At 74.3% G+C, this 22,131-nt stretch carries 19 protein-coding genes, 2 tRNA genes and 1 other RNA gene; 6 read left to right on the plus strand and 16 right to left on the minus strand.

Features of this window, described 5'->3' with window-relative positions; genetic code table 11:
• Positions 1–17 precede the first annotated feature (17 nt).
• The gene (locus N555_RS0109105; RefSeq protein WP_029431183.1) at positions 18–884 is read left to right on the plus strand and encodes a TauD/TfdA dioxygenase family protein; all 867 of its coding nucleotides are present in this window, start codon (positions 18–20) and stop codon (positions 882–884) included.
• A gap of 76 nt (positions 885–960) precedes the next feature.
• Here the strand turns inward: N555_RS0109105 and N555_RS0109110 are convergent, their stop codons facing one another.
• A complete protein-coding gene (locus N555_RS0109110) occupies positions 961–2,985 on the minus strand; it encodes a TPM domain-containing protein (protein WP_029431184.1) in 2,025 nt (674 codons plus the stop codon).
• Between the two features lie 92 nt (positions 2,986–3,077).
• Here N555_RS0109110 and N555_RS0109115 point away from each other — a divergent pair, with 92 nt between their 5' ends.
• Positions 3,078–3,437: a Rieske (2Fe-2S) protein gene (locus N555_RS0109115; protein ID WP_029431185.1), complete on the plus strand. Its 360-nt coding sequence runs from the start codon at positions 3,078–3,080 to the stop codon at positions 3,435–3,437.
• Positions 3,438–3,479: 42 nt separating this feature from the next.
• On the opposite strand, the gene N555_RS29085 is transcribed toward N555_RS0109115, so the two are convergent.
• The 6 genes from N555_RS29085 to N555_RS0109145 form a co-directional block, all read right to left on the minus strand.
• Positions 3,480–5,171: an ABC transporter ATP-binding protein gene (locus N555_RS29085; RefSeq protein WP_029431186.1), complete on the minus strand. Its 1,692-nt coding sequence runs from the start codon at positions 5,169–5,171 to the stop codon at positions 3,480–3,482.
• Positions 5,168–6,202: an ABC transporter permease gene (locus tag N555_RS0109125; RefSeq protein ID WP_029431187.1), complete on the minus strand. Its 1,035-nt coding sequence runs from the start codon at positions 6,200–6,202 to the stop codon at positions 5,168–5,170. The genes N555_RS29085 and N555_RS0109125 overlap by 4 nt, the downstream gene beginning before the upstream one ends.
• Positions 6,202–7,308, minus strand: a complete 1,107-nt coding sequence (locus N555_RS0109130; protein ID WP_029431188.1) for an ABC transporter permease — start codon at positions 7,306–7,308, stop codon at positions 6,202–6,204. Before N555_RS0109130 ends, N555_RS0109125 begins: the two co-directional genes overlap by 1 nt.
• A 112-nt stretch (positions 7,309–7,420) precedes the next feature.
• Positions 7,421–9,070 carry an ABC transporter substrate-binding protein gene (locus N555_RS0109135; protein ID WP_029431189.1) on the minus strand — a complete coding sequence of 550 codons (1,650 nt, stop codon included), beginning with the start codon at positions 9,068–9,070 and terminating at the stop codon, positions 7,421–7,423.
• A 191-nt stretch (positions 9,071–9,261) separates the two neighbouring features.
• Positions 9,262–9,861 (minus strand): recombination mediator RecR, encoded by a 600-nt coding sequence (recR, locus tag N555_RS0109140; protein WP_029431190.1) that lies wholly within the window; start codon positions 9,859–9,861, stop codon positions 9,262–9,264.
• Positions 9,862–9,891: 30 nt separating this feature from the next.
• The gene (locus N555_RS0109145; RefSeq protein ID WP_029431191.1) at positions 9,892–10,227 is read right to left on the minus strand and encodes a YbaB/EbfC family nucleoid-associated protein; all 336 of its coding nucleotides are present in this window, start codon (positions 10,225–10,227) and stop codon (positions 9,892–9,894) included.
• A gap of 48 nt (positions 10,228–10,275) precedes the next feature.
• Between N555_RS0109145 and N555_RS0109150 the strand changes: the two genes are divergently transcribed.
• Positions 10,276–11,109 (plus strand): N-acetylmuramoyl-L-alanine amidase, encoded by an 834-nt coding sequence (locus tag N555_RS0109150; RefSeq protein WP_029431192.1) that lies wholly within the window; start codon positions 10,276–10,278, stop codon positions 11,107–11,109.
• Between the two features lie 69 nt (positions 11,110–11,178).
• Here the strand turns inward: N555_RS0109150 and N555_RS0109155 are convergent, their stop codons facing one another.
• Both N555_RS0109155 and ffs read right to left on the minus strand, forming a co-directional pair.
• The gene (locus N555_RS0109155; RefSeq protein ID WP_029431193.1) at positions 11,179–13,449 is read right to left on the minus strand and encodes a DNA polymerase III subunit gamma and tau; all 2,271 of its coding nucleotides are present in this window, start codon (positions 13,447–13,449) and stop codon (positions 11,179–11,181) included.
• Positions 13,450–13,780: 331 nt separating this feature from the next.
• Positions 13,781–13,876, minus strand: an RNA gene (ffs, locus tag N555_RS27395) — signal recognition particle sRNA small type.
• Positions 13,877–14,083: 207 nt separating this feature from the next.
• Here ffs and N555_RS0109160 point away from each other — a divergent pair.
• Positions 14,084–15,040: a DMT family transporter gene (locus N555_RS0109160; RefSeq protein ID WP_029431194.1), complete on the plus strand. Its 957-nt coding sequence runs from the start codon at positions 14,084–14,086 to the stop codon at positions 15,038–15,040.
• Positions 15,041–15,087: 47 nt separating this feature from the next.
• Here the strand turns inward: N555_RS0109160 and N555_RS0109165 are convergent.
• Both N555_RS0109165 and N555_RS0109170 read right to left on the minus strand, forming a co-directional pair.
• Positions 15,088–15,172, minus strand: a tRNA-Ser gene (locus tag N555_RS0109165).
• A gap of 36 nt (positions 15,173–15,208) precedes the next feature.
• A complete protein-coding gene (locus tag N555_RS0109170) occupies positions 15,209–17,200 on the minus strand; it encodes a CASTOR/POLLUX-related putative ion channel (protein ID WP_029431195.1) in 1,992 nt (663 codons plus the stop codon).
• 202 nt (positions 17,201–17,402) lie between these two features.
• On the opposite strand from N555_RS0109170, the gene N555_RS0109175 reads away from it, so the two are divergent.
• Together N555_RS0109175 and N555_RS25790 are read left to right on the plus strand one after the other, a co-directional pair.
• Complete coding sequence (locus tag N555_RS0109175) at positions 17,403–17,747, plus strand: hypothetical protein (protein WP_029431196.1); 345 nt, start codon at positions 17,403–17,405, stop codon at positions 17,745–17,747.
• 45 nt (positions 17,748–17,792) lie between these two features.
• Positions 17,793–19,511: a serine/threonine-protein kinase gene (locus N555_RS25790; RefSeq protein WP_034509602.1), complete on the plus strand. Its 1,719-nt coding sequence runs from the start codon at positions 17,793–17,795 to the stop codon at positions 19,509–19,511.
• A gap of 66 nt (positions 19,512–19,577) precedes the next feature.
• On the opposite strand, the gene N555_RS0109185 is transcribed toward N555_RS25790, so the two are convergent.
• The 5 genes from N555_RS0109185 to N555_RS0109205 all read right to left on the minus strand — a co-directional run bounded on the left by N555_RS0109185 (position 19,578) and on the right by N555_RS0109205 (position 22,128).
• A tRNA-Ser gene (locus N555_RS0109185) sits at positions 19,578–19,665 on the minus strand.
• Between the two features lie 10 nt (positions 19,666–19,675).
• Positions 19,676–20,167 carry a nucleoside deaminase gene (locus N555_RS0109190; protein ID WP_231502672.1) on the minus strand — a complete coding sequence of 164 codons (492 nt, stop codon included), beginning with the start codon at positions 20,165–20,167 and terminating at the stop codon, positions 19,676–19,678.
• A gap of 136 nt (positions 20,168–20,303) precedes the next feature.
• A complete protein-coding gene (locus N555_RS0109195) occupies positions 20,304–20,966 on the minus strand; it encodes an HAD-IA family hydrolase (RefSeq protein WP_029431199.1) in 663 nt (220 codons plus the stop codon).
• A complete protein-coding gene (locus N555_RS0109200; RefSeq protein WP_029431200.1) occupies positions 20,963–21,469 on the minus strand; it encodes a tRNA adenosine deaminase-associated protein in 507 nt (168 codons plus the stop codon). The genes N555_RS0109195 and N555_RS0109200 overlap by 4 nt, the downstream gene beginning before the upstream one ends.
• The gene (locus N555_RS0109205) at positions 21,466–22,128 is read right to left on the minus strand and encodes an O-methyltransferase (RefSeq protein WP_029431201.1); all 663 of its coding nucleotides are present in this window, start codon (positions 22,126–22,128) and stop codon (positions 21,466–21,468) included. Before N555_RS0109205 ends, N555_RS0109200 begins: the two co-directional genes overlap by 4 nt.
• Positions 22,129–22,131 lie beyond the last annotated feature (3 nt).

Here is a 22,131-nt window from a genome sequence, read left to right on the forward strand (position 1 = left end):
CTCCGAAGGGACCCCGCATGACTCTCACCACCGCCACCCGCGCGCTCGCCGTCGAGCGCCTCGGTGCGTACCACGGTGCCCGGATCACCGACGTCGACCTGGCCAGCGCGTCCGACGAGACGCTGGCCGCGGTCCGCGCCGCGCTGGTCGAGCACAAGGTGCTGTTCTTCCCCGCCCAGTCCCTCGACCCGGACAGTCAGGTGCTGCTGGGCCGGCGGCTGGGCGAGCTCACGCCCTCGCACCCCGTCGTCCGTGGGCTGGACGACGAGCACCCGGAGATCTACTCCCTCGACGCCGCCGACAACGGCTTCGCCGACACCTGGCACACCGACGTCACCTTCGTGCGCCGTCCTCCACTCGGCTCGATCCTGCGCGCCGTCCAGCTGCCCCCGCTGGGCGGGGACACCAACTGGGCCGACGCCGAGGCCGCGTACGCCTCGCTGTCGGCTCCGGTGCGGGCGCTGGCCGACCAGCTGACCGCGGTGCACGACGGCAACCGCGAGTGGGGCTACCACCTGGCCCAGCGCGGCGGGAACCAGTGGGAGGACTGCGAGTACACCCGCCTGGAGCCGGTCGAGCACCCCGTCGTCCGGGTCCACCCGGAGACCGGACGGCGCAGCCTCTTCGTCAACCCGGGGTTCACGTCGCACATCGCCGGGGTGTCGGAGGCCGAGAGCCGCGGCCTGCTCGACGCGTTCTACGCGCACCTGACCAAGCCGGAACACATCGTGCGGCACCGCTGGGCGGCCGGGGACGTCGCGATGTGGGACAACCGCTCGACGCTGCACTACGCCAACCGCGACTACGGCGACTTCCGGCGGATCATGCACCGGGTGACGCTGCGCGGTGACGTGCCGGTCGGCCCGGCGGCGATCGCGGGCTGACCTGATCCGAGCGCGTCCTCCCTCACGGTCTGCGGTGAGGGAGGACGCGCTGCGCCGAGGGGGGGACGACGCCGAGCTAGAAGCGGCCGCTGCCGCCGCGCCGGCCGCCACCTCCGCCGCCACCCCCGCCCCCACCGCCGTGCCGGCGACCGGATCCGCCGAACGAACCGCCGCGGTAGCCACCGCCGCCGCCACCCCCGCCGAAGAGGATCCCGCCGAGCACGAGGCTGCCGATGTCCGGCCCGCGGCCGTAGCCGGGGCCGGCGAACCCGCCGCCGTAGCCACCGCCGCCGTAGCCACCGCCGCCGTACCCGCCGCCGGAGTTCCAGCCGGAGACGTCGGACTGGGCCCGCTGCAGGGCCTGCCCGGCGAGGGCATCGGCCTGCTGCGCCTCCTGCAGCGCGCTGACCGGGTCGGTGGCGGCCAGCCCGCTCGCCGCCGACAGGTGCCGCTCGGCCTCCGCCAGCCGGGTGCGGGCCTCGGCCCCGACGGCGCCGCGGCGGGTGGCGATGAAGTCACCGGCGGCGGCGACGGTCGAGCGGGCGTTGAGCAGCGCCTGGTCGAGAGCGGCCGCGGCGCGGCGGGCGCGGGTCTGCGCGTCGCGGGCCACGCCCAGCGCCTGCTCCAGCGCGATGTCGGCCTCCTCCAGCCGGCGCAGCGCGGTGAACGGGTCGGGCAGCGCACCCCCGGTCGTCGCCATCGCCTCGTCGGCGGCCACGATCGCGGCCTCGGCCCGGGCGATCTGCGGCTGGAGGCCACTGCGGTCGCCGGACGCGACGAGCGCCCGCGCCTCGGCGAGGTCCTGCTCGGTGTCGGCACGCGCGGCCGGGATCCGCTGCACCGCCGCCTCGAGGTCGGTCGCCAGCCGGCCGATCGCGTCGAGGAGCTGGCCGGTCTGCACGACCGCGTCCTCGGCGGCGCGGATGTCGCCGACCGCGTCACCGGGCTTCCCCGCGTCGAGGCCGGTGCGGGCCTCGGTGACCTCCTGCTCGGCCGCGGCGAGCCGGGCCCGCGCCTGCTCGAGGTTGTCGGCGACCGGGGCGATCGCGGCCGGGGCGTACCGGCGCTGCAGCTCGCCCATCCGCTGCTCGTCGGCGGGGAGCCGGCCGTGCAGCGCGGTGATCCGGGGAGCCAGCGCCTCCAGCGCCTGCGGCGCGTTCTTCTCGAGGTCGCGCAACTGGTCGAAGGCATCGGCCTGCGCGTCGAGCCGGGCGTCCGCGGCGGAGGTCAGCTGCAGCATCTCGGTGAGCATCGCGCGGGTGGTCGGCTCGTCCTCCGGGATCTCGTCGTCGAGCTGCTGGCGGAGCGTGAACGCGCGGGTCAGCTCCTGCCGGGACTGGGCGAGCGCTTCGGTGAAACCGGTGACGGCGTCCTCGCCGTACTGGAGCCGGGCGAAGTCCAGATCCAGCTGCGAGCTCTTGACCGCCTCGTCGAGCTCGAGCAGGGCGGAACTCGCCTGCCCCTGGAGCGCATCGGTCGGCACGCCGGCGTGCGGGTCGGGCTTCTCCAGCCGCTTCACATCGGGGGCGGCGGACCTGCGACGGCGGGACCGGACGACGAGATAGGCCCCGCCACCGAGCACCGCCAGGCTGCCGACGACGGCCACGGTCCCCAGTCCGCCGCCTCCACCTCCGGTCGCGTTCCCCAGCCCCTCGGCGAAGGCCACGGCGCCGGCCGCCCAGTTCTCGTCGGTGAACTGCGGCTCGACGTCGTCGGCGAGGAAGTCGTCGACCTCCTCCGTCGTGATGTCCGCGTCAGCGTCGGGGCCGATCACGTAGGAGTACGCACGGTCGTCCACGGCCACCGCGAGCAGGACGTCGGACGACTCCAGGTTCGACTGCACCGCCGTCGCGTCCACCCAGTCGTCGGGGTCGATGCCGTCGAAGGACTCGACGAAGACGACGACCATCTCGACGCCGTCGTCGGACTGCAGCGTCGCCACGGCGTCCTCGACGTCGGACTGCTCGGAGTCGCTGAGCACGTCCGCCCGGTCGTCGACCTGCCCGACGACGTCGACGGGGGGCTCGGCGAGGGCGGCCGGCCCGGTCAGGACCACCGCCCCGGCGACGGCGAGGACGACGGAGAACCTGCGGAGGACCACGATGGCGACCCTACCGACGGCCCACGGTCGAGGACGGCCGTGAGCGGGTAGGGCGCAGCAGACCGCACGCACACGACCGAGTTGGAGACGACATGGCCGACGAGCCCGACCGCATCCCCGCCGCCGAGCTCCCCCCGGGGACGGTGCGCCGGGTCGGCGACTGGGCGGTGGGCGACCGCGGCGGCGCCTACTTCGCCGTCTCCCGCCGGTGCCGGCACCAGCTGGCCGACCTCTCGGAGGGCGAGCTCGACGCCGAGGGCTGCCTGGTCTGCCCGTGGCACCAGAGCCGCTACGACGTCCGCACCGGCGAGATGGTCAGCGGGCCGAAGGGGTTCCTCGGCTACCACGGGCCCACGCCGGGCTACACGCAGTTCGTCCGGAGCTACGGGAAGTACCTCAAGCTGCGCGTCCGCCGGGCCCTCCGCCGCGGCGACGACGTCGTCCTCGAGTAGTGGAGTGCGACAGCGCAGGAATCCTGCGCTGTCGCACTCCGCTCAGGCGAGGGACTGCCACGACGCGCGGCGGGCGGCCTGCTCGTCGGGGTCGGGCACCGGCAGCGACGCCAGCAGCCGCTGCGTGTACGGGTGCTGCGGCGCGCCGAGCACCTGCTCGCCGGTCCCCTCCTCGACGAGCTGTCCCCGGTAGAGGACGGCGATCCGGTCGGCCAGGATGTCGACGACGGCGAGGTCGTGGCTGATGAACAGGCAGGCGAAGCCGTACTCCAGCTGCAGCTCGGCGAACAGGTCGAGCACCCGCGCCTGCACCGACACGTCGAGGGCGGAGGTCGGCTCGTCGGCGATCAGCAGCTCCGGCCGCAGCGCCAGCGCCCGGGCCAGGCTCGCCCGCTGCCGCTGGCCGCCGGAGAGCTCGTGCGGGAAGCGGTCGGCGAACGACGTCGGCAGCTGCACGGCCTCCAGCAGCTCCTCGACCCGGCCGCGGGCCTCGTGCGCGTCCTTCGCCCGGCCGTGCACGACCAGCGGCTCGGCGACGGCCTGGGCGATGGTCAGCAGCGGGTTGAAGCTCGACGCCGGGTCCTGGAACACGAAGCCGATCCGCTCCCGCACCGGGCGGAAGCGCTTCTCCTTGACGCCGTTCATCTCGGTGCCGAGGACCGTGAGGGAGCCGTCGGTGACCTTGGTCAGGCCGGCGATGGCCCGGCCGATCGTGGTCTTGCCGCTGCCGCTCTCACCGACCAGGCCGAGCACCTCGCCGGGGCGGATGGCGAAGCTGACGCCGTCCACCGCGGTGAAGTCCGGCGCCCGCAGCCGGCCCGGGTAGACGATCCGCAGGTCGCGGGCCGCCACCAGCGGGGCCGCCTGCGCCCAGTCCGCGGGGCGGGCGGCCGCGCGTTCCTGCGTGCGCGCCAGTCCCTGGCCCAGCCGGGGCACCGAGCCCAGCAGCTGCTTCGTGTACTCCTCGCGCGGCGCGGAGAACAGCGTCCGGACGTCGGCCTGCTCGACCAGCCGTCCCTGGAACATCACGGCCACCCGGTCGGCGAGGTCGGCGACGACGCCCATGTTGTGGGTGATCAGCACGATCGCGGTGCCGAACTCGTCGCGGCAGCGGCGCAGCAGGTCGAGGATCTCGGCCTGCACCGTGACGTCGAGGGCGGTGGTCGGCTCGTCGGCGATGATCACGCCGGGGTCGAGGACGAGCGCCTGCGCGATGACGATGCGCTGCTTCTGCCCGCCGGAGAACTGGTGCGGGTAGTGGTCGATCCGCTTCTCGGGCTCGGGGATGCCGACCCGCCGGAGCACGTCGATCGCCTTCGCGCGGGCCTCGGCGCGGGAGTACCCGCCGTGCGCGCGCAGGCCCTCGATGATCTGCCAGCCCACCTTGTAGACCGGGTTCAGCGAGGTCGAGGGCTCCTGGAAGACCATCGCGGCGTCGCGGCCGCGGACGTCGCCGAGGTCGGACCGCTTCAGGGTGACGACGTCGGCACTGCTGCTGCCGTCCTTGCGGGTGAGCAGCACCGCGCCGCGGGTGGTGGCCGTCTCCGGCAGCAACCCGAGGATGCTGCGCGCGGTCACGGTCTTGCCGCTCCCGCTCTCGCCGACGATCGCGAGCACCTCGCCGGGCCCGACCTCCAGCGAGACGTCCTGGACGGCGACGACGCGGCCGGCGTCGGTGGCGAAGGTGACCGAGAGGTCGCGGATGTCGACGACGGGGCCGGTGGTGGAGCTCATCGCGTCGCCTCGATCCCCGCGAGCCCAGCGGGGCCCGCGCCGAGCGTGCCGCCGGGGACGACGGTGACCTCGCCGGTCTCGCCGGCGTCGGCCGCCCGCCGGCTGCGCAGCCGCGGGTCGACCAGGTCGTTGAGGCTCTCCCCGACCAGCGTCAGTCCCAGGACCACCCACACGATCGCCAGGCCCGGCGGGATCGAGGTCCACCAGATGCCACTGGTCACGTCCGACAGCGCCCGGTTGAGGTCGAAGCCCCACTCGGCGCCGGAGGTCGGCTCGATGCCGAAGCCGAGGAAGCCCAGTCCGGCGAGGGTGAGGATCGCCTCCGAGGCGTTCAGCGTCAGGATCAGCGGCAGCGTGCGGGTGGCGTTGCGCAGCACGTGCCGGGTCATGATCCGCCAGTGGCTCGCGCCGATGACCTTGGCCGACTCCACGTAGGCCTCGGCCTTGATCCGCACCGTCTCGGCGCGGATGACCCGGAAGTACTGCGGGATGTAGATGACCGTGATCGCGATCGCCGCGGCCATGATCCCGCCCCACAGGCTGGACTGGCCGCCGCTGATCACGATGGCCGTGACGATCGCCAGCAGCAGCGGCGGGAACGCGTAGACGGCGTCGGCGACGACCACGAGCACGCGGTCCAGCCAGCCGCCGAAGTAGCCCGACACCAGGCCGAGCAGCACGCCGATGAAGAACGACAGCACGATGCCGACGACGATCACCGCCAGCGCCGTCCGGGTGCCGTAGATGACCCGCGAGAGCACGTCGTAGCCGCCGACGGTCGTGCCGAGCCAGTGCTCGCCGGACGGGGACTGCTGGGCGCCGAACGGACCGTCGGCGTCGCGCAGCTGGTTGTAGCCGTACGGCGCGAGCAGGTCGGCCAGTGCCGCCGTCAGCAGGAAGACGCCGGTGAGCACCAGCCCGGCGACGAGCATGCCGCGCTGGAGGCCGACGGCCTGCTTCAGCTGGCGGACGACGGGCAGCCCGCGCCGGCGCCGGACCGGGACGGCGGTCGTGGTCGCGGCGGTGGACATCAGTACCTCACCCGGGGGTCGATGAGCGCGGCGACGACGTCGACGACGAAGTTGGTGACGGCCACGACGACCGCGAGCAGCACCACCATCCCCTGGACGGCGACGAAGTCGCGGGCCTGCAGGAACTCCGAGAGCTGGAAGCCCAGGCCGCGCCACTCGAACGTCGTCTCGGTGAGGACGGCGCCGCCCAGCAGGAGTGCGATCTGCAGGCCGATGACGGTGATGATCGGGATGAGCGCCGGCCGGTAGGCGTGCTTGCGCAGCAGCCGGCGCTCGCCGACCCCGCGGGAGCGCGCCGCCTCGACGTAACCCATCCCGAGCGTGCCGATCACGTTGGTGCGGACCAGCCGGAGGAAGACCCCGGCGGTCAGCAGCCCGAGCGCGACGGCGGGGAGGATCGCGTGCTCCAGCACGTCGCGGACCGCCTCGCCGCTGCCGGTCTTGATGGCGTCGATCAGGTAGATGCCGGTCGGGTTGTCGACGGAGGTCTGGATGAGGATCTCGGTCCGCGTCGATGCCCGGCCGTTGGCCGGCAGCCAGCCCAGGCTGCTGGAGAAGACCAGCTTCAGCAGCATGCCGAGGAAGAAGACCGGCGTCGCGTAGCAGAGGATCGCGAAGACCCGGAGGACGGCGTCGGGCCAGCGGTCGCGGGCGTAGGCGGCGAAGCGGCCCAGCGGGATGCCGATGACGAACGCGACGATGAGCGCGTAGACCGCCAGCTCCAGCGTGGCGGCGCCGAAGTCGGCGAGGACCTCGAGGACGGGCTGGTTGGTCGACAGCGTGGTGCCGAAGTCCAGCCGGACCAGCTGGCCCAGGTACTCGAGGTACTGGGTGAACAGCGGCCGGTCGTAGCCCGCGGCGGCGACACGCTCGGCCAGCTCCGCGGGAGCCAGCCGGCCACCCAGGGCCGCGGTGATCGGGTCACCGGTGGTCCGCATGAGGAAGAAGACCGTCGTCACCAGGATGAAGACGGTCGGGAAGATCAACAGGAACCGGACCGTGATGTAGCTGCCCAGCCCGCCGCCGGTGCGCCGCCGGCGCGTCGGAGGAGCGGCCTCGGGGACGGTGGCCGGCTCGCCGGTCAGCTCGGTGCTGGTGGTCGTCATCGCTCCTGCTCGTCCATCTGTCACCTGCCGGTGGCGGTCGCGCCGCACACGGGGAGGCCCCGGGCGATCACCGTGAGGAGATCACCCGGGGCCGGGTACCGCTGGTCGACCGTCAGGCCCGCTCGAGGGCCCCGTAGCGGAACTTGAACGACGCGTCGAGGGTGTCCCCGGCGCCGCTCACGCCCGTGCGGACGACGGCGATCTGCGCACCCTGCAGGTAGGGCAGCGTCGACAGGTCGGCGGCGACGAGGTCCTGGATCTGCTCGATCAGGGCCGTGCGCGCTGCCTCGTCCGGCGTGGCCAGCTGCTGCAGGATCAGGTCGTTGACCTGCTGGTTGTCGTAGTGATTGCTCAGGAAGTTCTCCGTGAGGAAGAACGGCGTCAGGTAGTTGTCGGCGTCGGAGTAGTCCGGGAACCAGCCCAGCTGGTACGCGGGGTAGGTGTCAGCGGTCCGCTGCTCCGAGTACTGCGTCCACTCGGTGGTCTGCAGGTCGACGGTGAACAGGCCCGAGGACTCCAGCTGGTCCTTGATCAGCGCGTACTCGTCCCCCGAGGACGGGCCGTAGTGGTCGTTGGAGTACTGCAGCGACAGCTGCACGGGGGTCTCCACGCCCGCGGCCTCCAGGACCTGGGCCGCCTTGTCGGCGTCCGGGCCACCCTGGCCGTCGCCGTAGAGCGGCATCAGGGAGTCGGTGGCGCCGGTCAGACCGTCGGCCACGTAGGAGTACAGCGGCGAGTAGGTGCCCTTGTAGACCTGGTCGGCGATCTCCTGCCGGTCGATCAGGTCGGCCATCGCCTGGCGGACGGCGAGCGCCTTGGCCGGGTCGGCCTCGGCCGTCGTCGCACCGTAGGGCTGGGTGTTGAAGTTGAAGACGATGTAGCGGATCTCGCCGCCGGGACCGTCCACGACCTCGACGTCGTCGTTGCCGCGCAGGTCCTCGACGTCGGTCGCCGAGAGGCTGCGGTAGGCGACGTCGACGGCACCCTCCTCGATGTCCAGCTTCAGGTTCGAGGACTCCGCGTAGTAGCGGACGTTGATCGTGTCCGTCTTCGGCGCGCCCAGCAGACCCTGGTAGTCGGGGTTGGCGTCGTAGGCGATGAGGTCGTTGATCTCGTAGCTGGTGATGACGTACGGGCCGGCGAAGGCGTTGCCCTCGACGATGTCGTCGTCCGGGGTCAGCTCGTCGGCGGAGAAGACCTCCTCGTCGACGATCGGACCGACCGGGCTCGACAGCACCTGCGGGAAGGTCTGGTCGTCGGGGTTCGTCAGCGTGAAGACGACGGTGGTGTCGTCCGGCGCCGCGACGCTGTCGAGGTTGGCCAGCAGCGACGACGGGCCGTTCTCGTCGGCGATCGCGACCTGGCGGTCGAAGGAGAACTTGACGTCCGACGAGGTGAGCTCGTGGCCGTTGGCGAAGGTCAGCCCCGGCTTGAGGGTCACCGTGTACTCGGTCGGCGAGGTGAACTCGGCCGACTCGGCGATGTCGGGCTCGACGTCCGGGCTGCCCAGCGGGGTGTTCAGCAGGAAGGGATAGACCTGGTTCATCACGGCGAAGGAGCCGTTGTCGTACGAACCGGCCGGGTCGATCGTCGTGATCTTGTCGGTCGTGCCGACGATCAGCGCGTCACCACCGCCTCCGCCGCCGCCCGAGCCGTTGTCGTCGTCGCTGCTCCCGCCGCACGCGGAGAGCGCGAGCGCCGTCACGGCGATTCCTGCCGTGGCCGCGCGCACGCGCCGGCCACTGGTGCCCAGGGGGGTCATCCACTACCTCGTTCTCGGATGTGGCGGCCCGTGCCGTCGAACGGCGGGCGCACGCCACCTAGATGGTTGGCTACCCATGAGTAGCACACGGCGCGGGGCCATGGTCCCGACGGTTATCGGACCGTGACAGCCGGAAGATCTCCGCGGTGTCCGACCGCCGGACGGACGATCGCCTGCCGCGCGGCGTGCGGCTACGCGTCTATCCGGCGGCGGCCCTCGAACGCCCGGCCCAGCGTCACCTCGTCGGCGTACTCCAGGTCCCCGCCGACCGGCAGCCCACTGGCCAGCCGCGACACCGCCAGACCCATCGGAGCGATCAGCCGCGCCAGGTAGGCCGCCGTCGCCTCGCCCTCGAGGTTCGGGTCGGTGGCGATGATCAGCTCGGTGACCTTCCCGTCCATCAGCCGGGTCATCAGCTCCTTGACCCGCAGGTCGTCGGGACCGACGCCCTCGATCGGACTGATCGCGCCGCCGAGCACGTGGTACTTGCCGCGGAACTCACGGGTGCGCTCGATCGCGACGACGTCCTTGGGCTCCTCGACGACGCAGATGACGTCGTCGGTCCGCCGCGGGTCGCGGCAGATCCGGCACTGCTCGCCCTCGGCGACGTTGAAGCAGGTCACGCAGAACCGGACCTCGGCCTGCACCCGCTGCAGGGCCGCGACCAGCCGGACGACGTCGGCGGACTCGGCGGCCAGCAGGTGGAACGCGATGCGCTGCGCGCTCTTCGGCCCGACGCCGGGAAGCCGGCCCAGCTCGTCGATGAGGTCCTGGACGGCCCCCTCGTACATGACTCTCCTGTCCCGTCCGGCTGCCGGCGCTCAGGCGCCGGGCAGCCCGAGGCCGCCGCCGAGACCCCCGGCGAGGGGACCCATCCGGCTGGCGGCCAGCTCGTTGGCGAGACGACCGGCATCGCGGACGGCGGCGACGACCAGGTCCTGCAGGGTCTCGATGTCGTCGGGGTCGACGGCCTCCGGCGAGATGGCCACCGCGGTCAGCTCGCCGCCGCCGGTCATCGTGGCGGTGACCAGGCCGCCACCGGCCGAGCCGGTGACCTCCTCGGCGGCCAGCCGCTCCTGGGCGGCGACCAGCTGCTGCTGCATCTGCTGGGCCTGCTGCATGAGCTGCTCGAGGTCGGGGGCGCCACCGGGGAACATGCCCCGAGCGTAGGCCCGGGGGACGACGTCCGTGGCAGGCTCTCGCGGGTGCGGCGCGCCGGGGCGGGAGCAGCGCTGGCCGTGCTCCTGCTGGCCGGCTGCGGCGGCGATCCGGCACCGGCTCCCGCCGCCCCCTCCGCGGCGACGTCCTCGTCGGCGTCGTCGTCCTCGTCCCCGGCCGTCGTCCCGGTCGAGACCCCGACCCCGCCACCGGCCGTCCCGGCTCCCCCACCGGCGCCCGCGCCCGTGGTGGTCCTCGATCCGGGCCACAACGGCGGCAACGCCGCCGCGCCGGGAGCGATCGGTGCGCCGGTGCCGGACGGGGCGGGTGGCACCAAGGCCTGCAACACCACCGGGACCGCGACCGACGCCGGGTACCCCGAGCACGCCTTCACCTGGGACGTCGCCCTGCGGACCCGCGACCTGCTCGTCGCGCACGGGGTCGAGGTGGTCCTCAGCCGGCCCGACGACACCGGGGTCGGGCCGTGCGTCGACGTCCGCGGGGCCCTACCGGGGCAGGTGGGCGCGGCCGCGTTCGTGGGGATCCACGGGGACGGCGCCGCGGCCGGAGGTTCCGGCTTCCACGTCATCACGTCGTCGCTGGACCCGGCCGGACCCGAGGTGGCGGCCGGCACCGATGCGCTGGCCGCAGCCCTGCGCGACGCGCTCGTCGCGGTGGTGCCGCCGGCGACCTACGTGGGGTCCGGGGGGCTCGACGACCGCGGCGACCTGGCCGCCCTCAACCTGGCCACGACGCCGGCGGTCTACGTCGAGTGCGGGAACATGCGCAACGCCGGGGACGCCGCGCGCATGAGCGACCCGGCCGGCCGGCAGGCGATCGCCGAACGCCTGGCCGCCGGGGTGCTCAGCTTCCTCGAGTGAGGTGCTGGAACGGCCCGACGTCAGGGCCCCGCGGCACGCGGAGCGTGTCGTGGGGGGACGTCGGGTCCTTCACTCGTCGATGGGGCGGGCGCCGAGCTGGGCGCGCAGCAGCGACAGCGCGGCCTGCTCCGGGTCGACGACGGGCTCGGGCGGCCGGTCACTGGTGGCCTCGGCGGCACGCTCGGCCATGAGCTCCACCGCCTCGGCGGCCTCCGCCACCCGCGCGGCCTCGCGGGCGGCCTCCCGGGTTGCCTCCGAGCCGCCCCGCGACGCGGCACCGGCTCCGCCGGCCCCGTCGGTGACGACCTGCACCTTCCACCGCACGCCGAGGAGCTCCTCGAGCGAGGACCGGATGATGTCCTTGTTCAGGTCGTCACCGAGCCGCCGGGCGAGCGCCGGGGACGTGGTGGTGAGGGTGAGCACGTCACCGCTGAGCTCGTGCACCTGCGCGTTCTGCAGCAGCGCGTCCGTGGTGCGCTTCTGGCGCTTCACGGCGGCCCGCAGCTCCGGCCACACCCGCCGGACGTCGGCGGTGGTGAGGGCGCCGCCGGATGCGTCCGCCGCACCGGCCGGCTCGGGGTTCGCCGAGACGACGGGCGTCGGTTCGCCACCCCGGGGTGCGGGCGCGGACTCCGCGGCCGCCCGTGGCGGAGCGGTCTCGCGCGGAGCACCGACCCGGGCGGCGGCGGCGCGGGCGGCCTCGGGCTCGGCCGGGTGCGGCCAGTCCTCGTCGTCCGTCGGCTCCGGGGGCAGCGGGATGTCCGGCTCGCCGGTGGCCACCGGCGGGCGCGGCGGGGCGGTCGCAGCCGGCGGGGCCGTGGCGGCCGGTCTCGCGGGCTTGGCTGCGGGCGGCGCGCCGGACCCGGGCTGGGTCGTCTCCGGCCAGTCGTCGTCGGCGGGGGCGGTCGCGGCCGGAGCGCTGGGTGCCGGGGGCGCCGGCGGCGCGGTCGGAGTCGTGGTCGTGGTCGTGCGCGACGGCCGCACGTACTCCCGGCGCGCGGCCGGCGCGGGGTCCGGCGTCGGCGGAGCGGCTGGCGGCTGCTCCGGCACCGGCGCCTCGCGCACCGCGGCCGCCTCGCGGACCGGCGGCGCCTCCCGGACGGGGGCCGCCGGGACCGGGACCTCGCGGTCCGGCGCGGCGGCGGGAGCGACGGGTGGACGGCCCGCGTGCTCGCCGGCGATGGACATCCGCCGCTCGAGCCGCTCCAGGCGCTGGAGGGTTGCGGCGGCCGCGTCGTCGGCGGCCGGCAGCAGCATCCGCGCGCAGACCAGCTCCAGCAGCAGCCGCGGCGCCGTCGTCCCGCGCATCTCGGTGAGGCCGGCGTGGACCGTGTCGGCCATCCGGGAGAGGGTCGCCGAGCCCAGGGCGCGGGCCTGCGAGCTCATCAGGTCCAGCCGGTCGGGCGGGCAGTCGAGCAGGCCGTTGCCCCCCGCGTCGGGAACGGCGTCGAGCACGATCAGGTCGCGCAGCCGGTCGAGCAGGTCGGTGGCGAAGCGCCTCGGGTCGTGACCGGCCTCGACGACCCGGTCGACGGCGCGGAAGACACCCGGGGCGTCGGAGGCGGCCAGCGCGTCGATCGTCTCGTCGAGCAGCGCGTCGTCGGTGACGCCGAGCAGCCCGACCGCGGTCGCGTAGGTGACGCCTCCCGGCCCGGCGCCGGCCAGCAGCTGGTCGAGGATCGACAGCGAGTCGCGGACCGAGCCCCCACCGGCGCGGACGACCAGCGGGAACACCGTCGGCTCCACGGTGACGCCCTCGGCGGCGCAGGTCTTCTCCAGCAGGGTGCGCAGCGTCGACGGCGGCACCAGCCGGAACGGGTAGTGGTGGGTGCGCGACCGGATGGTCGACAGCACCTTCTCCGGCTCGGTGGTCGCGAACACGAAGACCAGGAACTCCGGCGGCTCCTCGACCACCTTCAGCAGGGCGTTGAAGCCCTGCGAGGTGACCATGTGCGCCTCGTCGATGATGTAGACCTTGTAGCGACTGCTGACCGGCGCGAAGAACGCGCGTTCGCGCAGGTCACGGGCGTCGTCGACGCCACCGTGGCTGGCCGCGTCGATCTCGATCACGTCGAGCGAGCCGGGGCCGTCCGGCGCCAGCGCGACGCAGGAGCCGCAGACCCCGCAGGGGGTCGAGGTCGGGCCCTGCTCGCAGTTGAGCGAGCGGGCGAGGATGCGCGCCGACGACGTCTTGCCGCAGCCGCGCGGGCCGCTGAAGAGGTAGGCGTGGTTGATCCGGCCGCCGTCGACCGCGTTCACCAGCGGCGCGGTGACGTGCTCCTGCCCGACCACCTCGGCGAAGGTCGCCGGGCGGTACTTCCGGTAGAGCGCCAGAGCCACGGACGCAGGTTACGTGGGAGGAGTGACGACCTGTGCGGCCCGACGGATGGCCGCGGCACTCCGGCTTCCGGCGCGCGACCGTCGAACCCACGCGGCCCGAGACACCACCTGTTCCGGGCCACTCCGGTCCACTTCTCAGGCGACCTGCCGGGGGCCGGCAGCGTTGTCCCCGCACCGGCCAGACAACGGCTGGTCCTGGCCGCTCGGGGGACATCGCCCCGGACCGACCGCCGGCTCACGAGTGCTGTGCGGGCTTTCTCCCGACGTCGCGGGCGAGATCGCATCGGCAACGTCCCGAGGGCGCCCGCAGAGTGCGGCGGGTGCCCGGGAAAGCAGGGACCCCCCGCGCACCCGCCAGAGCCCGCTTATCCTTGCTGCCTTCCGGCCCTGGGGAGGTTCACAGGATGACGCCACACGAGGGGTCGGGTCCCACTGTAGAGGAGAGCGGACGGGCGCCGGCGACGCCGTCCCCTAGGCTCGCGGCATGACGCCCCGGCGCGCCCTCGTGCTGCCCCCGCCCCGCTCCTGACCCGGAGCGCCGCGCACCCCTGACACCCGCTGGGCCTCCCGCCCTCGGGTGCACCGCCCCGCGCTCCGGACCGCCCTCCGCCCGTCCGGACCGCCCAGGAGCGTCATGTCCACCCCCTCTCCGGCCGCGACCTCGCGTCGCGGTTCCCCCGCCGCGGCCTCCCGCCGCGGTTTCCTCTTCGTCGTCCTCGCCGCGCTGTGCTGGGGGACGTCGGGCCTGAGCGGCCGGGTCGTCGCCGACCGCAGCGACCTCTCCGCCCTCGACATCGCCTGGTACCGGCTGGCCATCGGCGCCGTCGTGCTGCTGGCCGCGTGGACCTGGACGTCGCGGCGCCGGGTCGCCCGGGTCGCCGCCGGCCGCCCGGTGGTGGCGCGGCTGTGTCTCGTGGCCGCCGGTCTCGCCGGCTACCAGTGGGCGTACTTCAGCGCCGTCGACCGCGCCGGGGTCAGCATCGCGACGCTGGTCGCCCTCGGTCTCGCCCCGCTGCTGATCGCGGTGGGCGCCGCACTGCTGGGGCACGGCCGGCCCAGCGGGACGACCCTGGCCGCGCTGGTCGTCGCCCTGGCCGGGCTCGCCCTGCTGGTCGGCGTGTCGGCATCCGGGGACGCCGGGACGGCGGTGCTGCTGGGCACGCTGCTCGCCTCGGGCTCCGCGCTCGGGTACGCCGTCGTCACGCTCGCCGGCGGCGGGGTCCCGGCGGGGGTGCCGGTCACCCTGGTCGGCTTCGGCGGCGGCGCGCTGCTGCTCACCCCCGCGGTGCTCGCCGCCGGGCCCTCCGTGCCCACCGACGCCGGCGCCGTCGCGGTGCTGCTCTACCTCGGCCTGGTGCCCAGCGCGCTCGCGTACGGCCTCTTCTTCACCGGCGTCCGCACGGTGCCCGGTCCGGTGGCCTCGATCGTGACGCTGCTCGAACCGCTGACCGCCACCGTGCTGGCGACGGCGTTCCTCGACGAGCGGCTGGCCCCGGGCGCCGTCGTCGGCGGGCTGCTGCTGCTGGCCGCCGTCGCGGGGCTCTACCTGCGCGAGCTCGGGCGCGCCCCGGAGGTCGAGGGCGGGGTGTGAACGCGACAGGGCCCCCGGCGGTGCGCCGGGGGCCCTGTTCTCACGTGCGGAGGATGGGAGATTCGAACTCCCGAGGGGTTGCCCCCAACCCGCTTTCCAAGCGAGCGCCATAGGCCACTAGGCGAATCCTCCCGTGCGTGCCCAGACTACCGGGCGCACCGGCGACGGTCAGCCGCGGCTCTCCACGACGAGCACCTGGTCACTGGCGCCGAGCGTGAGCACCTCGCTCTTGGCCGGGTTGAGCCGGACGGCACCGGTCGTCGCGTCGCGGTAGCCGAGGACCGACTCGTCGCGGGCGGCTCCGGCCGCGACCAGGGCCCCGTAGCGGACCGGCTCCCCGCCGATGTAGCGCTGCGCGGGCCGGAAGGACAGGCGCGCACCCTCCGGGGAGAACAGCTCGAGGAAGACCTGGGCCAGCTCGGTGCGCTCGGACAGCTGGGCCAGCATCAGGCTGGTGACCTCGTCGCTGACGATCCAGTCGTCGACGCCGCCGGCCTGGGCCAGCTCGACGTCGTCCCGGTCGAGCACCTCGGCGACGATCCGCACGCCCGGCCCGTCGGTCCCGGCGGGCCAGGCCCGGCGCAGCGCCAGCAGGGTCAGCAGCGTGCGGGCGTCGCTGTCGGCGGGGTCGCCGGCGTCCCGGTAGCTGAGCACGATGCCCTGGTCGTAGTGCTCGTCGGCGACGAGGGCGGCCAGCTCGTCCGGGCCCGCGCTGGACGTGTGCACGACCAGGTCGGTGTGCATGAGGTCGTCGACGCGGACGTCGGCCGGGTCGATCAGCGCGGGGTCGACGACGACCTCGATGACGGTCCCGGTGCGGGCGAACTGGTCGATCTCGCGGACCACCTTGGGTCCGAGCACGCTCCAGCCCACGACCAGCAGCCGCTGCGGCTGGGGCAGCTCGTCGGCCGACAGCACCGGCACCGGCACCGGGTGGGTGGTGACCCCGGTGCTGCGGAAGGTGGAGTCGTCCTCGGCCACCGCGACCACCTCGTCGCCCTGGCCGAGGACGGTGCCGCCCGGCGGGTTGACCAGCACGGTGCCGTCGGCGCGGGCGATGCCCATCACCGCGGAGTCCTCGAAGGCGGTCTGCACCTCGGCGTAGGTGCGGCCGGTGAGCTCGGGGAACGAGCCGAAGTAGATCTCGTCGCCGTCGAAGTCGAGGAGGTCGCGCAGCACCTGCGACAGCCCGCTCTGCCGGCACGACTGGGCGGTGATCTCGGCGATCACGTGGTCGGAGTTGACCGTGACGACCCGTCCGTCGGTGAGGCTCTGCAGGCTGGCGGCGTAGATGGGGTCGGAGATCTCGGCGACGACCCGCGGGCCGCTGAAGTCCGGGTCGAGCGTCTTGATCGCGAGGACTGCCTTGATCGCGTCGGCGTCCCCCGCGCCGGCACCCATGACGACGACCGAGCGGGCGCCGAGCAGGTTGACCATGCGCAGGTCGGCCGCCTTGGCCGGCGACCCGGAGCGGCACACGACCCGCGTGCTGCCGGTCTCGGGCACGGCCGCGGCCAGCGAGTCCTCCATGACCGTCTTGTCCTCGGCGCCGAGGACGACGATCGCGGCGTCCTTCTCGCTGGCGTTGGCGACGACCAGCTCGGAGACGATGGCGGCGATCCGCGGGGACCAGCCGAGCACCACGGTGTGGCCGGTCTCCAGGACGTCGCTGCGGCCCTTGCGCAGCCCCTCGATCCGCTGGTCGACGGCGTTGGCGATCAGGCCGATGAGGCTGCCGGCGATGAAGATGCCGGCGAGGGTGACGACGAACGACAGCAGCCGGATCGGCCAGCTGGAGTCACCGGCGAAGGTGCCGGCGTCGACCACCCGCAGCATCGCCTGCCAGATGCCCTCGACCGGGTTGGGCACGGGACCCTCGCCGTTGACGCCCTCCATGCGGAACGCCCAGAACGCCAGGCCCGCGACGACGAAGATCGCCAGCGTGAGCAGCGCCAGCCAGCCGATGACGACGGCGGGGCCGCGGGACAGGGCGTTGTCGAACCGGTAGCGCAGCCGCTGCCCGGACGTCGGGCGCAGCGTCGGCCGCGGCCGGCGCGCCCCCGGCGGGACCGGCGTCGGGGTGCTGCTCATCCGGCTGCGCCGGCTGACCGCCTTGCCCGGCCGGGCAGGGCGTGACGTGGCGGTCGTGATCTCGGGCATGGGAGGCTCCTCGCGGCGTGCCCGGCGGTCCGCAGCTCGGAGCGGTCGGGCGTCGGGGCACGGTAGCCCTCCGCCCCTGTGACCTGGGACGTCGCTGATGCGGCCGTGGCGGACGGTTGAGCGACGGACGCATGGGAATGGAAAACCGGTCGGCGCCGCCAGCGGCCCGGCCGGAACAGCCGGAGATCGGGAGGCGGTCGGGATGAGCGCAGCGGAGCCACGGCCCGAGGTGGTCGACGCCATCGTCGCGGTGCTCAAGGGCGCCGACCCGGCGGGGCTGCCGCCCGGTGCGACGAGCGAGGAGAAGTCGGCGGCCAAGGACCGCTACCTCACCGAGTTCGCCGCCGAGCGCAGCAAGCGGGACCGCCAGACCCAGGCGTGGGAGCTGCTGCTGACCCGCAGCTACGACGAGCCGCCGACCTGGTCGACGCTGTTCGACGACCTCTCCCCCGACGCCGTGCAGGAGCTGGGCGAGCTCTACGACGCCCTGCCCGCCGGCGCCCAGGAGGAGTACGCCCGCCGCTTCGGCGTGCCCAGTTCCGTCTGAGCCGGTGCCGCCCGGGGCTCGGCGCGAGGAGGACCGCACGTGCAGGTGATCGGTCCAGGCCACCTGGTGTCGGGCCGCTACCGGCTGATGGCGCAGATCGCCGGCGGCGGCATGGGCACCGTCTGGCGCGCCCGCGACGAGCTGCTCGGCCGGCAGGTGGCCGTCAAGCAGATCCTGCCGCCCGCCGGTGCCGACGAGCAGCTGGTCGACCAGCAGCGCCAGCGTGCCCTGCGCGAGGGGCGGATCGCGGCCCGGCTCAGCCACCCGCACGCCATCTCCGTCTACGACGTCGCCACGGACGGCGGTCAGCCGTGGCTGGTCATGGAGTACCTGCCGTCGCGGAGCCTCGCGCAGGTCCTGTTCGACGACGGTCCGCTGCGCTCGGAACCCGTCGCGCAGATCGGGGCGCAGGTCGCCGACGCGCTGGCCGCCACCCACGCCGCCGGCATCGTGCACCGCGACGTGAAGCCGGCGAACGTCCTCGTCGGCCAGGGCGGCGAGGTCGAGGGACTGGTGAAGATCACCGACTTCGGCATCTCCCACGCCATCGGCGACGTCACGCTCACCCAGACCGGCCAGATCACCGGGACGCCGGCCTTCCTGGCGCCCGAGGTGGCCCAGGGCACGGAGATGAGCGAGGCCAGCGACGTCTTCTCGCTCGGCGCGACGCTCTACACCTGCCTGGAGGGCCAGCCGCCGTTCGGCATGGACGACAACGCCCTCCGCCTGCTGCACCGGGTCGCGCAGGGCTCGGTCCGCCCGCCCGGCCGCGCGGGCTCGCTGACCGCGCCGCTCATGGAGATGCTGGCCGACGACCCGGCGGACCGGCCCACGATGGAGCGGGTCCGCGACCGGCTGGCGCGGCTCGCGGCGGGCCGGGACGGCGACCCGACGACCGTGCTGCTCGCGCGCCCCGAACTGCGGCCCTCCCCCGTGCGGACACCGACGTCGGCCCTGGCGAGCCCCGCACCCGGAGCCACCCCGGTCGCGGAGCCCACGCCCGTTCCCGAACCCACGCCCGTCGCGGAACCGACCCCGGTCGCGGAACCGACCCCGGTCGCCGACCCGACGCCGACCCCGGAGCCGTCCCCCGTCCCGGAGCCGGCGCCGGTCCCTCCCCCGGCCCCGGTCCCTCCCCCGGCCCCGGTCCGGGCGCCGGCTCCGGCCGTCCGCTCGACCGCCCGGCCACGTCGCCGCTGGCCACTGCTCGTGGCCGGCCTGGTCCTGCTGCTGCTGGTGGGCGGTGGGGTCACCTGGCTGACGCTGGCGGACGGCGACGGCGACGACCCGGCCGCCGAGCCGTCGGCCCCGTCGTCGTCCTCCTCCGCGGCACCGTCGTCGGAGGAGGCGGAGCCGACCGAGGGGACGACCTCGGGAGCCGGCGACGAGTCGTCCCCGAGCACGGAGCCGGCGCCGCCGACGTCGGAGTCCCCGCCGGCGGACGATCCCGTCGCGGAGGTCCAGCAGACGCTCGGCCGGTACTACTCGCTGCTGCCCGGCGACGCCCGGAGCGCGTACGCGCTCACCGGCCCCTCACTGCAGTCGCAGATCAGCCAGAACTCCTACGTCGGGTTCTGGGGCACGTGGTCCGACGTCGAGCTGCTCGACGTCCGGAACGTGTCGGTCGACGGGAACCGGATCACCGCGACCACCGACCTGCGCTACTCGCGGCCCGGCGAGACGCAGGACGAGACGCACGCGGTGACCTTCGTCCGCCGTGAGGACGGCGGACTGCTCGTCGACCTCGACGTCCCCGCGGGCTGATCCCGGAAGCACGACGGCGGCGCCGGCCCGGGCCTCGAGCCCGGACGAGCGCCGCCGTCGGTGTGCTGGCGGTGGCGGTGGGATTTGAACCCACGGAGGCTTGCACCTCACCCGCTTTCGAGGCGGGACCCTTCGGCCGCTCGGACACGCCACCGCCGGAGAGACTACAGGCTCCGCCGGGCCCGGAAGAACGTGCGTAGCAGCGTGGCGGACTCCTCGCCCCGGATCCCGCCGGTGACCTGCGGCCGGTGGTTGAGCCGCCGGTCGCGCAGCACGTCCCAGAGCGATCCGGCCGCTCCCGCCTTCGGGTCGTCGGCGCCGTAGACGACGTGCGCGACGCGGGCGAGCACGCTGGCCCCGGCGCACATCGTGCAGGGCTCGAGCGTGACGACGAGCGTCGTGCCGGTCAGCCGCCAGCCGTCGCCGACCACGCGGGCGGCCGCCCGCAGGGCGAGCACCTCGGCGTGCGCGGTGGGGTCGCCGCGCTTCTCCCGCTCGTTGGCCGCCTCGGCGAGGACCGTCCCGTCCGGCCCGAGGACGACGGCACCGATCGGCGTGTCCCCCCACTCGACCGCTGCGGCCGCGAGCTCCAGCGCCCGGGCCATGGCGGCGTCGAGCACCTCCCGGCCCGGTTCGGCGCCCCCGCTGCCGGTCACGGGGTACCCCCGCGGATGCTCGTGCTCTGCCCACCATGCTGGGCAGAGCACGAGCGAGCCGGAGTGACAGGTGCCGCCGCCTCCTTCGTGCTCTGCCCCGTGGGCTGGGCAGAGCACGAGCGAGCGGGGTCGGTGCTCACCGGCTGGTGCCCACGCCGGTCAGGTCCAGGTCGACCAGCGCCGAGAGCTCCGCCAGCGCCGCCGCGGGATCGACCACCTTGATCGTGTGCATGCCCAGCGCCCGCGCCGGCTTGAGGTTGATGCCCAGGTCGTCGAGGTAGGCGCAGTCCGCCGCCGCCACCGGGCGGCCCACGGCCTGGGACAACCGCTGCAGCGCCCGCCGGTAGATCTCCGGCTCGGGCTTGCGCACGCCCTCCACCGACGACTCCACGACCGCGTCGAAGAGACCGAGCAGGTCGCCCAGCCGGCCGGTCCGCTCCATCGGCGCCACGTTGTTCGACACGAGTGCCAACGGGACGCCGGCCGCCCGTAGCGCGTCGACGGCCGAGAGCATCGCCGGTCGCAGCTCCCCGGCCAGCGCGGCGAGCACCCGCCGGGCGTCCACCCGGTGCCCGGCGGTCAGCGCCTCCGCCTCGAACGCGTCGCAGAACCCGTCGGTGTCGAGCTCGCCGCGCTCGTAGCGGGCCCAGGCGTTCGCGTCCGGATCGGTGCTGTTCAGCCGGCGGATCAGCCCGTCGGGCAGGCCCGCCTCGGCCTCGTAGGCGGCGAAGGCGGTCATCGGGCTCTCGGTGATCACCCCGCCGAGGTCGAACAGGACCGCGGAGACCGTCGCGGTCACGAGGTCACCGCCGCGGCGAGCTCGTCGGCGAAGCCCAGCCGGCCGGCGATCCGCTCGACCATCTCGTCGGCCCACAGGTCGTCGGCGGTCACGATCGGCCGCAGCTCGTCGGCGGGCAGTCCGTAGTCGGCCAGGACGTCGAGGTCACCGCCGGGCCAGCCGGTCTCGTCGTCGTCGAAGGCGCCCTCGGTGTCCACCGCGATGCCGTAGCGCTCGACGACCTCGCTGGCCAGCAGCCACTCCTGCATCGTCGCGTCGGAGATGAACGCCCGGACCATGCCGCCGGGGCCGTGCCGGAGCAGCACGAAGTACAGCCGCGAGTCGACGACGACGACGAACGGCCCGGGCCACTCCCCTGCGCCCGGCTCCCCCAGCGCCCGCTCGAGCACGGGGAGCTCGTCCCCGGCGTCCTCGGCCAGCAGCTGCACCTGCCACCTGCCCCCGGTCTTGCGCACGAGCAGCGCGTAGCTGGCCGGACCGCCGGCGTCGGGTCCCGCGGTCATCGCCGGCGCAGCATCGTCAGGCCGTCGGCCAGCGGCAGCAGCACGGTCTCCCAGCGCGGATCGGCGGCCAGCCGCACGTTCAGCTCGGCGATGGCCCGGTCGTCGTCGCTGCGCGGCTCGAGCACGTGCCCACCGCGCAGCGTGTTGTCCAGCAGAATGACGCCGTTCTCCCGGATCCGCGGGTGCAGCTCGTCGACGTAGGCCGCGTACCCCGTCTTGTCCGCGTCGACGAACGCGAGGTCGAACGTGGGCTCGGCGGGCAGCGCGCGCAGCGAGGTCAGTGCCGGGCCCAGCCGCAGCTCGATCCGGTCGCCGACGCCGGCCCGGTCCCAGTACCGCCGGGCGACCGCGGTCCAGTCGGCGTTCAGGTCGAGACAGAGCAGGTGACCGTCGTCGGGCAGGCCGCGGGCGATGCTGAGCGCGGAGAGCCCGGTGAAGGTGCCGATCTCGATCGCCGTCCGCACGCCGAGGGCGCGGGTGAGCAGCTGCATGAAGGCGCCCTGGTCCGGGCCGATCTGCATGGTGGCCGAGAGCTCACCCCGCTCGGCCATGGCCGACGTCTCGGCGATGAGGTCGGTGACGACGTCGTCCGGCGCCTCGGAGCTCGCCCGGACGTAGTCGGCCATCTGCTGGCTGAGGAGGAAGGGACGGGGGGTCATGGC

Origin of the sequence: Blastococcus sp. URHD0036, from assembly GCF_000701365.1 — a bacterium.
GTDB lineage: Bacteria > Actinomycetota > Actinomycetes > Mycobacteriales > Geodermatophilaceae > Trujillonella.

Coding starts and splice junctions, on each gene's coding strand:
- N555_RS0109105 (WP_029431183.1), top strand. CDS start 18: ATGACTCTCACCACCGCCACCCGCGCGCTCGCCGTCGAGCGCCTCGGT.
- N555_RS0109115 (WP_029431185.1), top strand. CDS start 3,078: ATGGCCGACGAGCCCGACCGCATCCCCGCCGCCGAGCTCCCCCCGGGG.
- N555_RS29085 (WP_029431186.1), bottom strand. CDS start 5,171: ATGAGCTCCACCACCGGCCCCGTCGTCGACATCCGCGACCTCTCGGTC.
- N555_RS0109125 (WP_029431187.1), bottom strand. CDS start 6,202: ATGTCCACCGCCGCGACCACGACCGCCGTCCCGGTCCGGCGCCGGCGC.
- N555_RS0109130 (WP_029431188.1), bottom strand. CDS start 7,308: ATGACGACCACCAGCACCGAGCTGACCGGCGAGCCGGCCACCGTCCCC.
- N555_RS0109135 (WP_029431189.1), bottom strand. CDS start 9,070: ATGACCCCCCTGGGCACCAGTGGCCGGCGCGTGCGCGCGGCCACGGCA.
- recR (WP_029431190.1), bottom strand. CDS start 9,861: ATGTACGAGGGGGCCGTCCAGGACCTCATCGACGAGCTGGGCCGGCTT.
- N555_RS0109145 (WP_029431191.1), bottom strand. CDS start 10,227: ATGTTCCCCGGTGGCGCCCCCGACCTCGAGCAGCTCATGCAGCAGGCC.
- N555_RS0109160 (WP_029431194.1), top strand. CDS start 14,084: ATGTCCACCCCCTCTCCGGCCGCGACCTCGCGTCGCGGTTCCCCCGCC.
- N555_RS0109170 (WP_029431195.1), bottom strand. CDS start 17,200: ATGCCCGAGATCACGACCGCCACGTCACGCCCTGCCCGGCCGGGCAAG.
- N555_RS0109175 (WP_029431196.1), top strand. CDS start 17,403: ATGAGCGCAGCGGAGCCACGGCCCGAGGTGGTCGACGCCATCGTCGCG.
- N555_RS0109200 (WP_029431200.1), bottom strand. CDS start 21,469: ATGACCGCGGGACCCGACGCCGGCGGTCCGGCCAGCTACGCGCTGCTC.
- N555_RS0109205 (WP_029431201.1), bottom strand. CDS start 22,128: ATGACCCCCCGTCCCTTCCTCCTCAGCCAGCAGATGGCCGACTACGTC.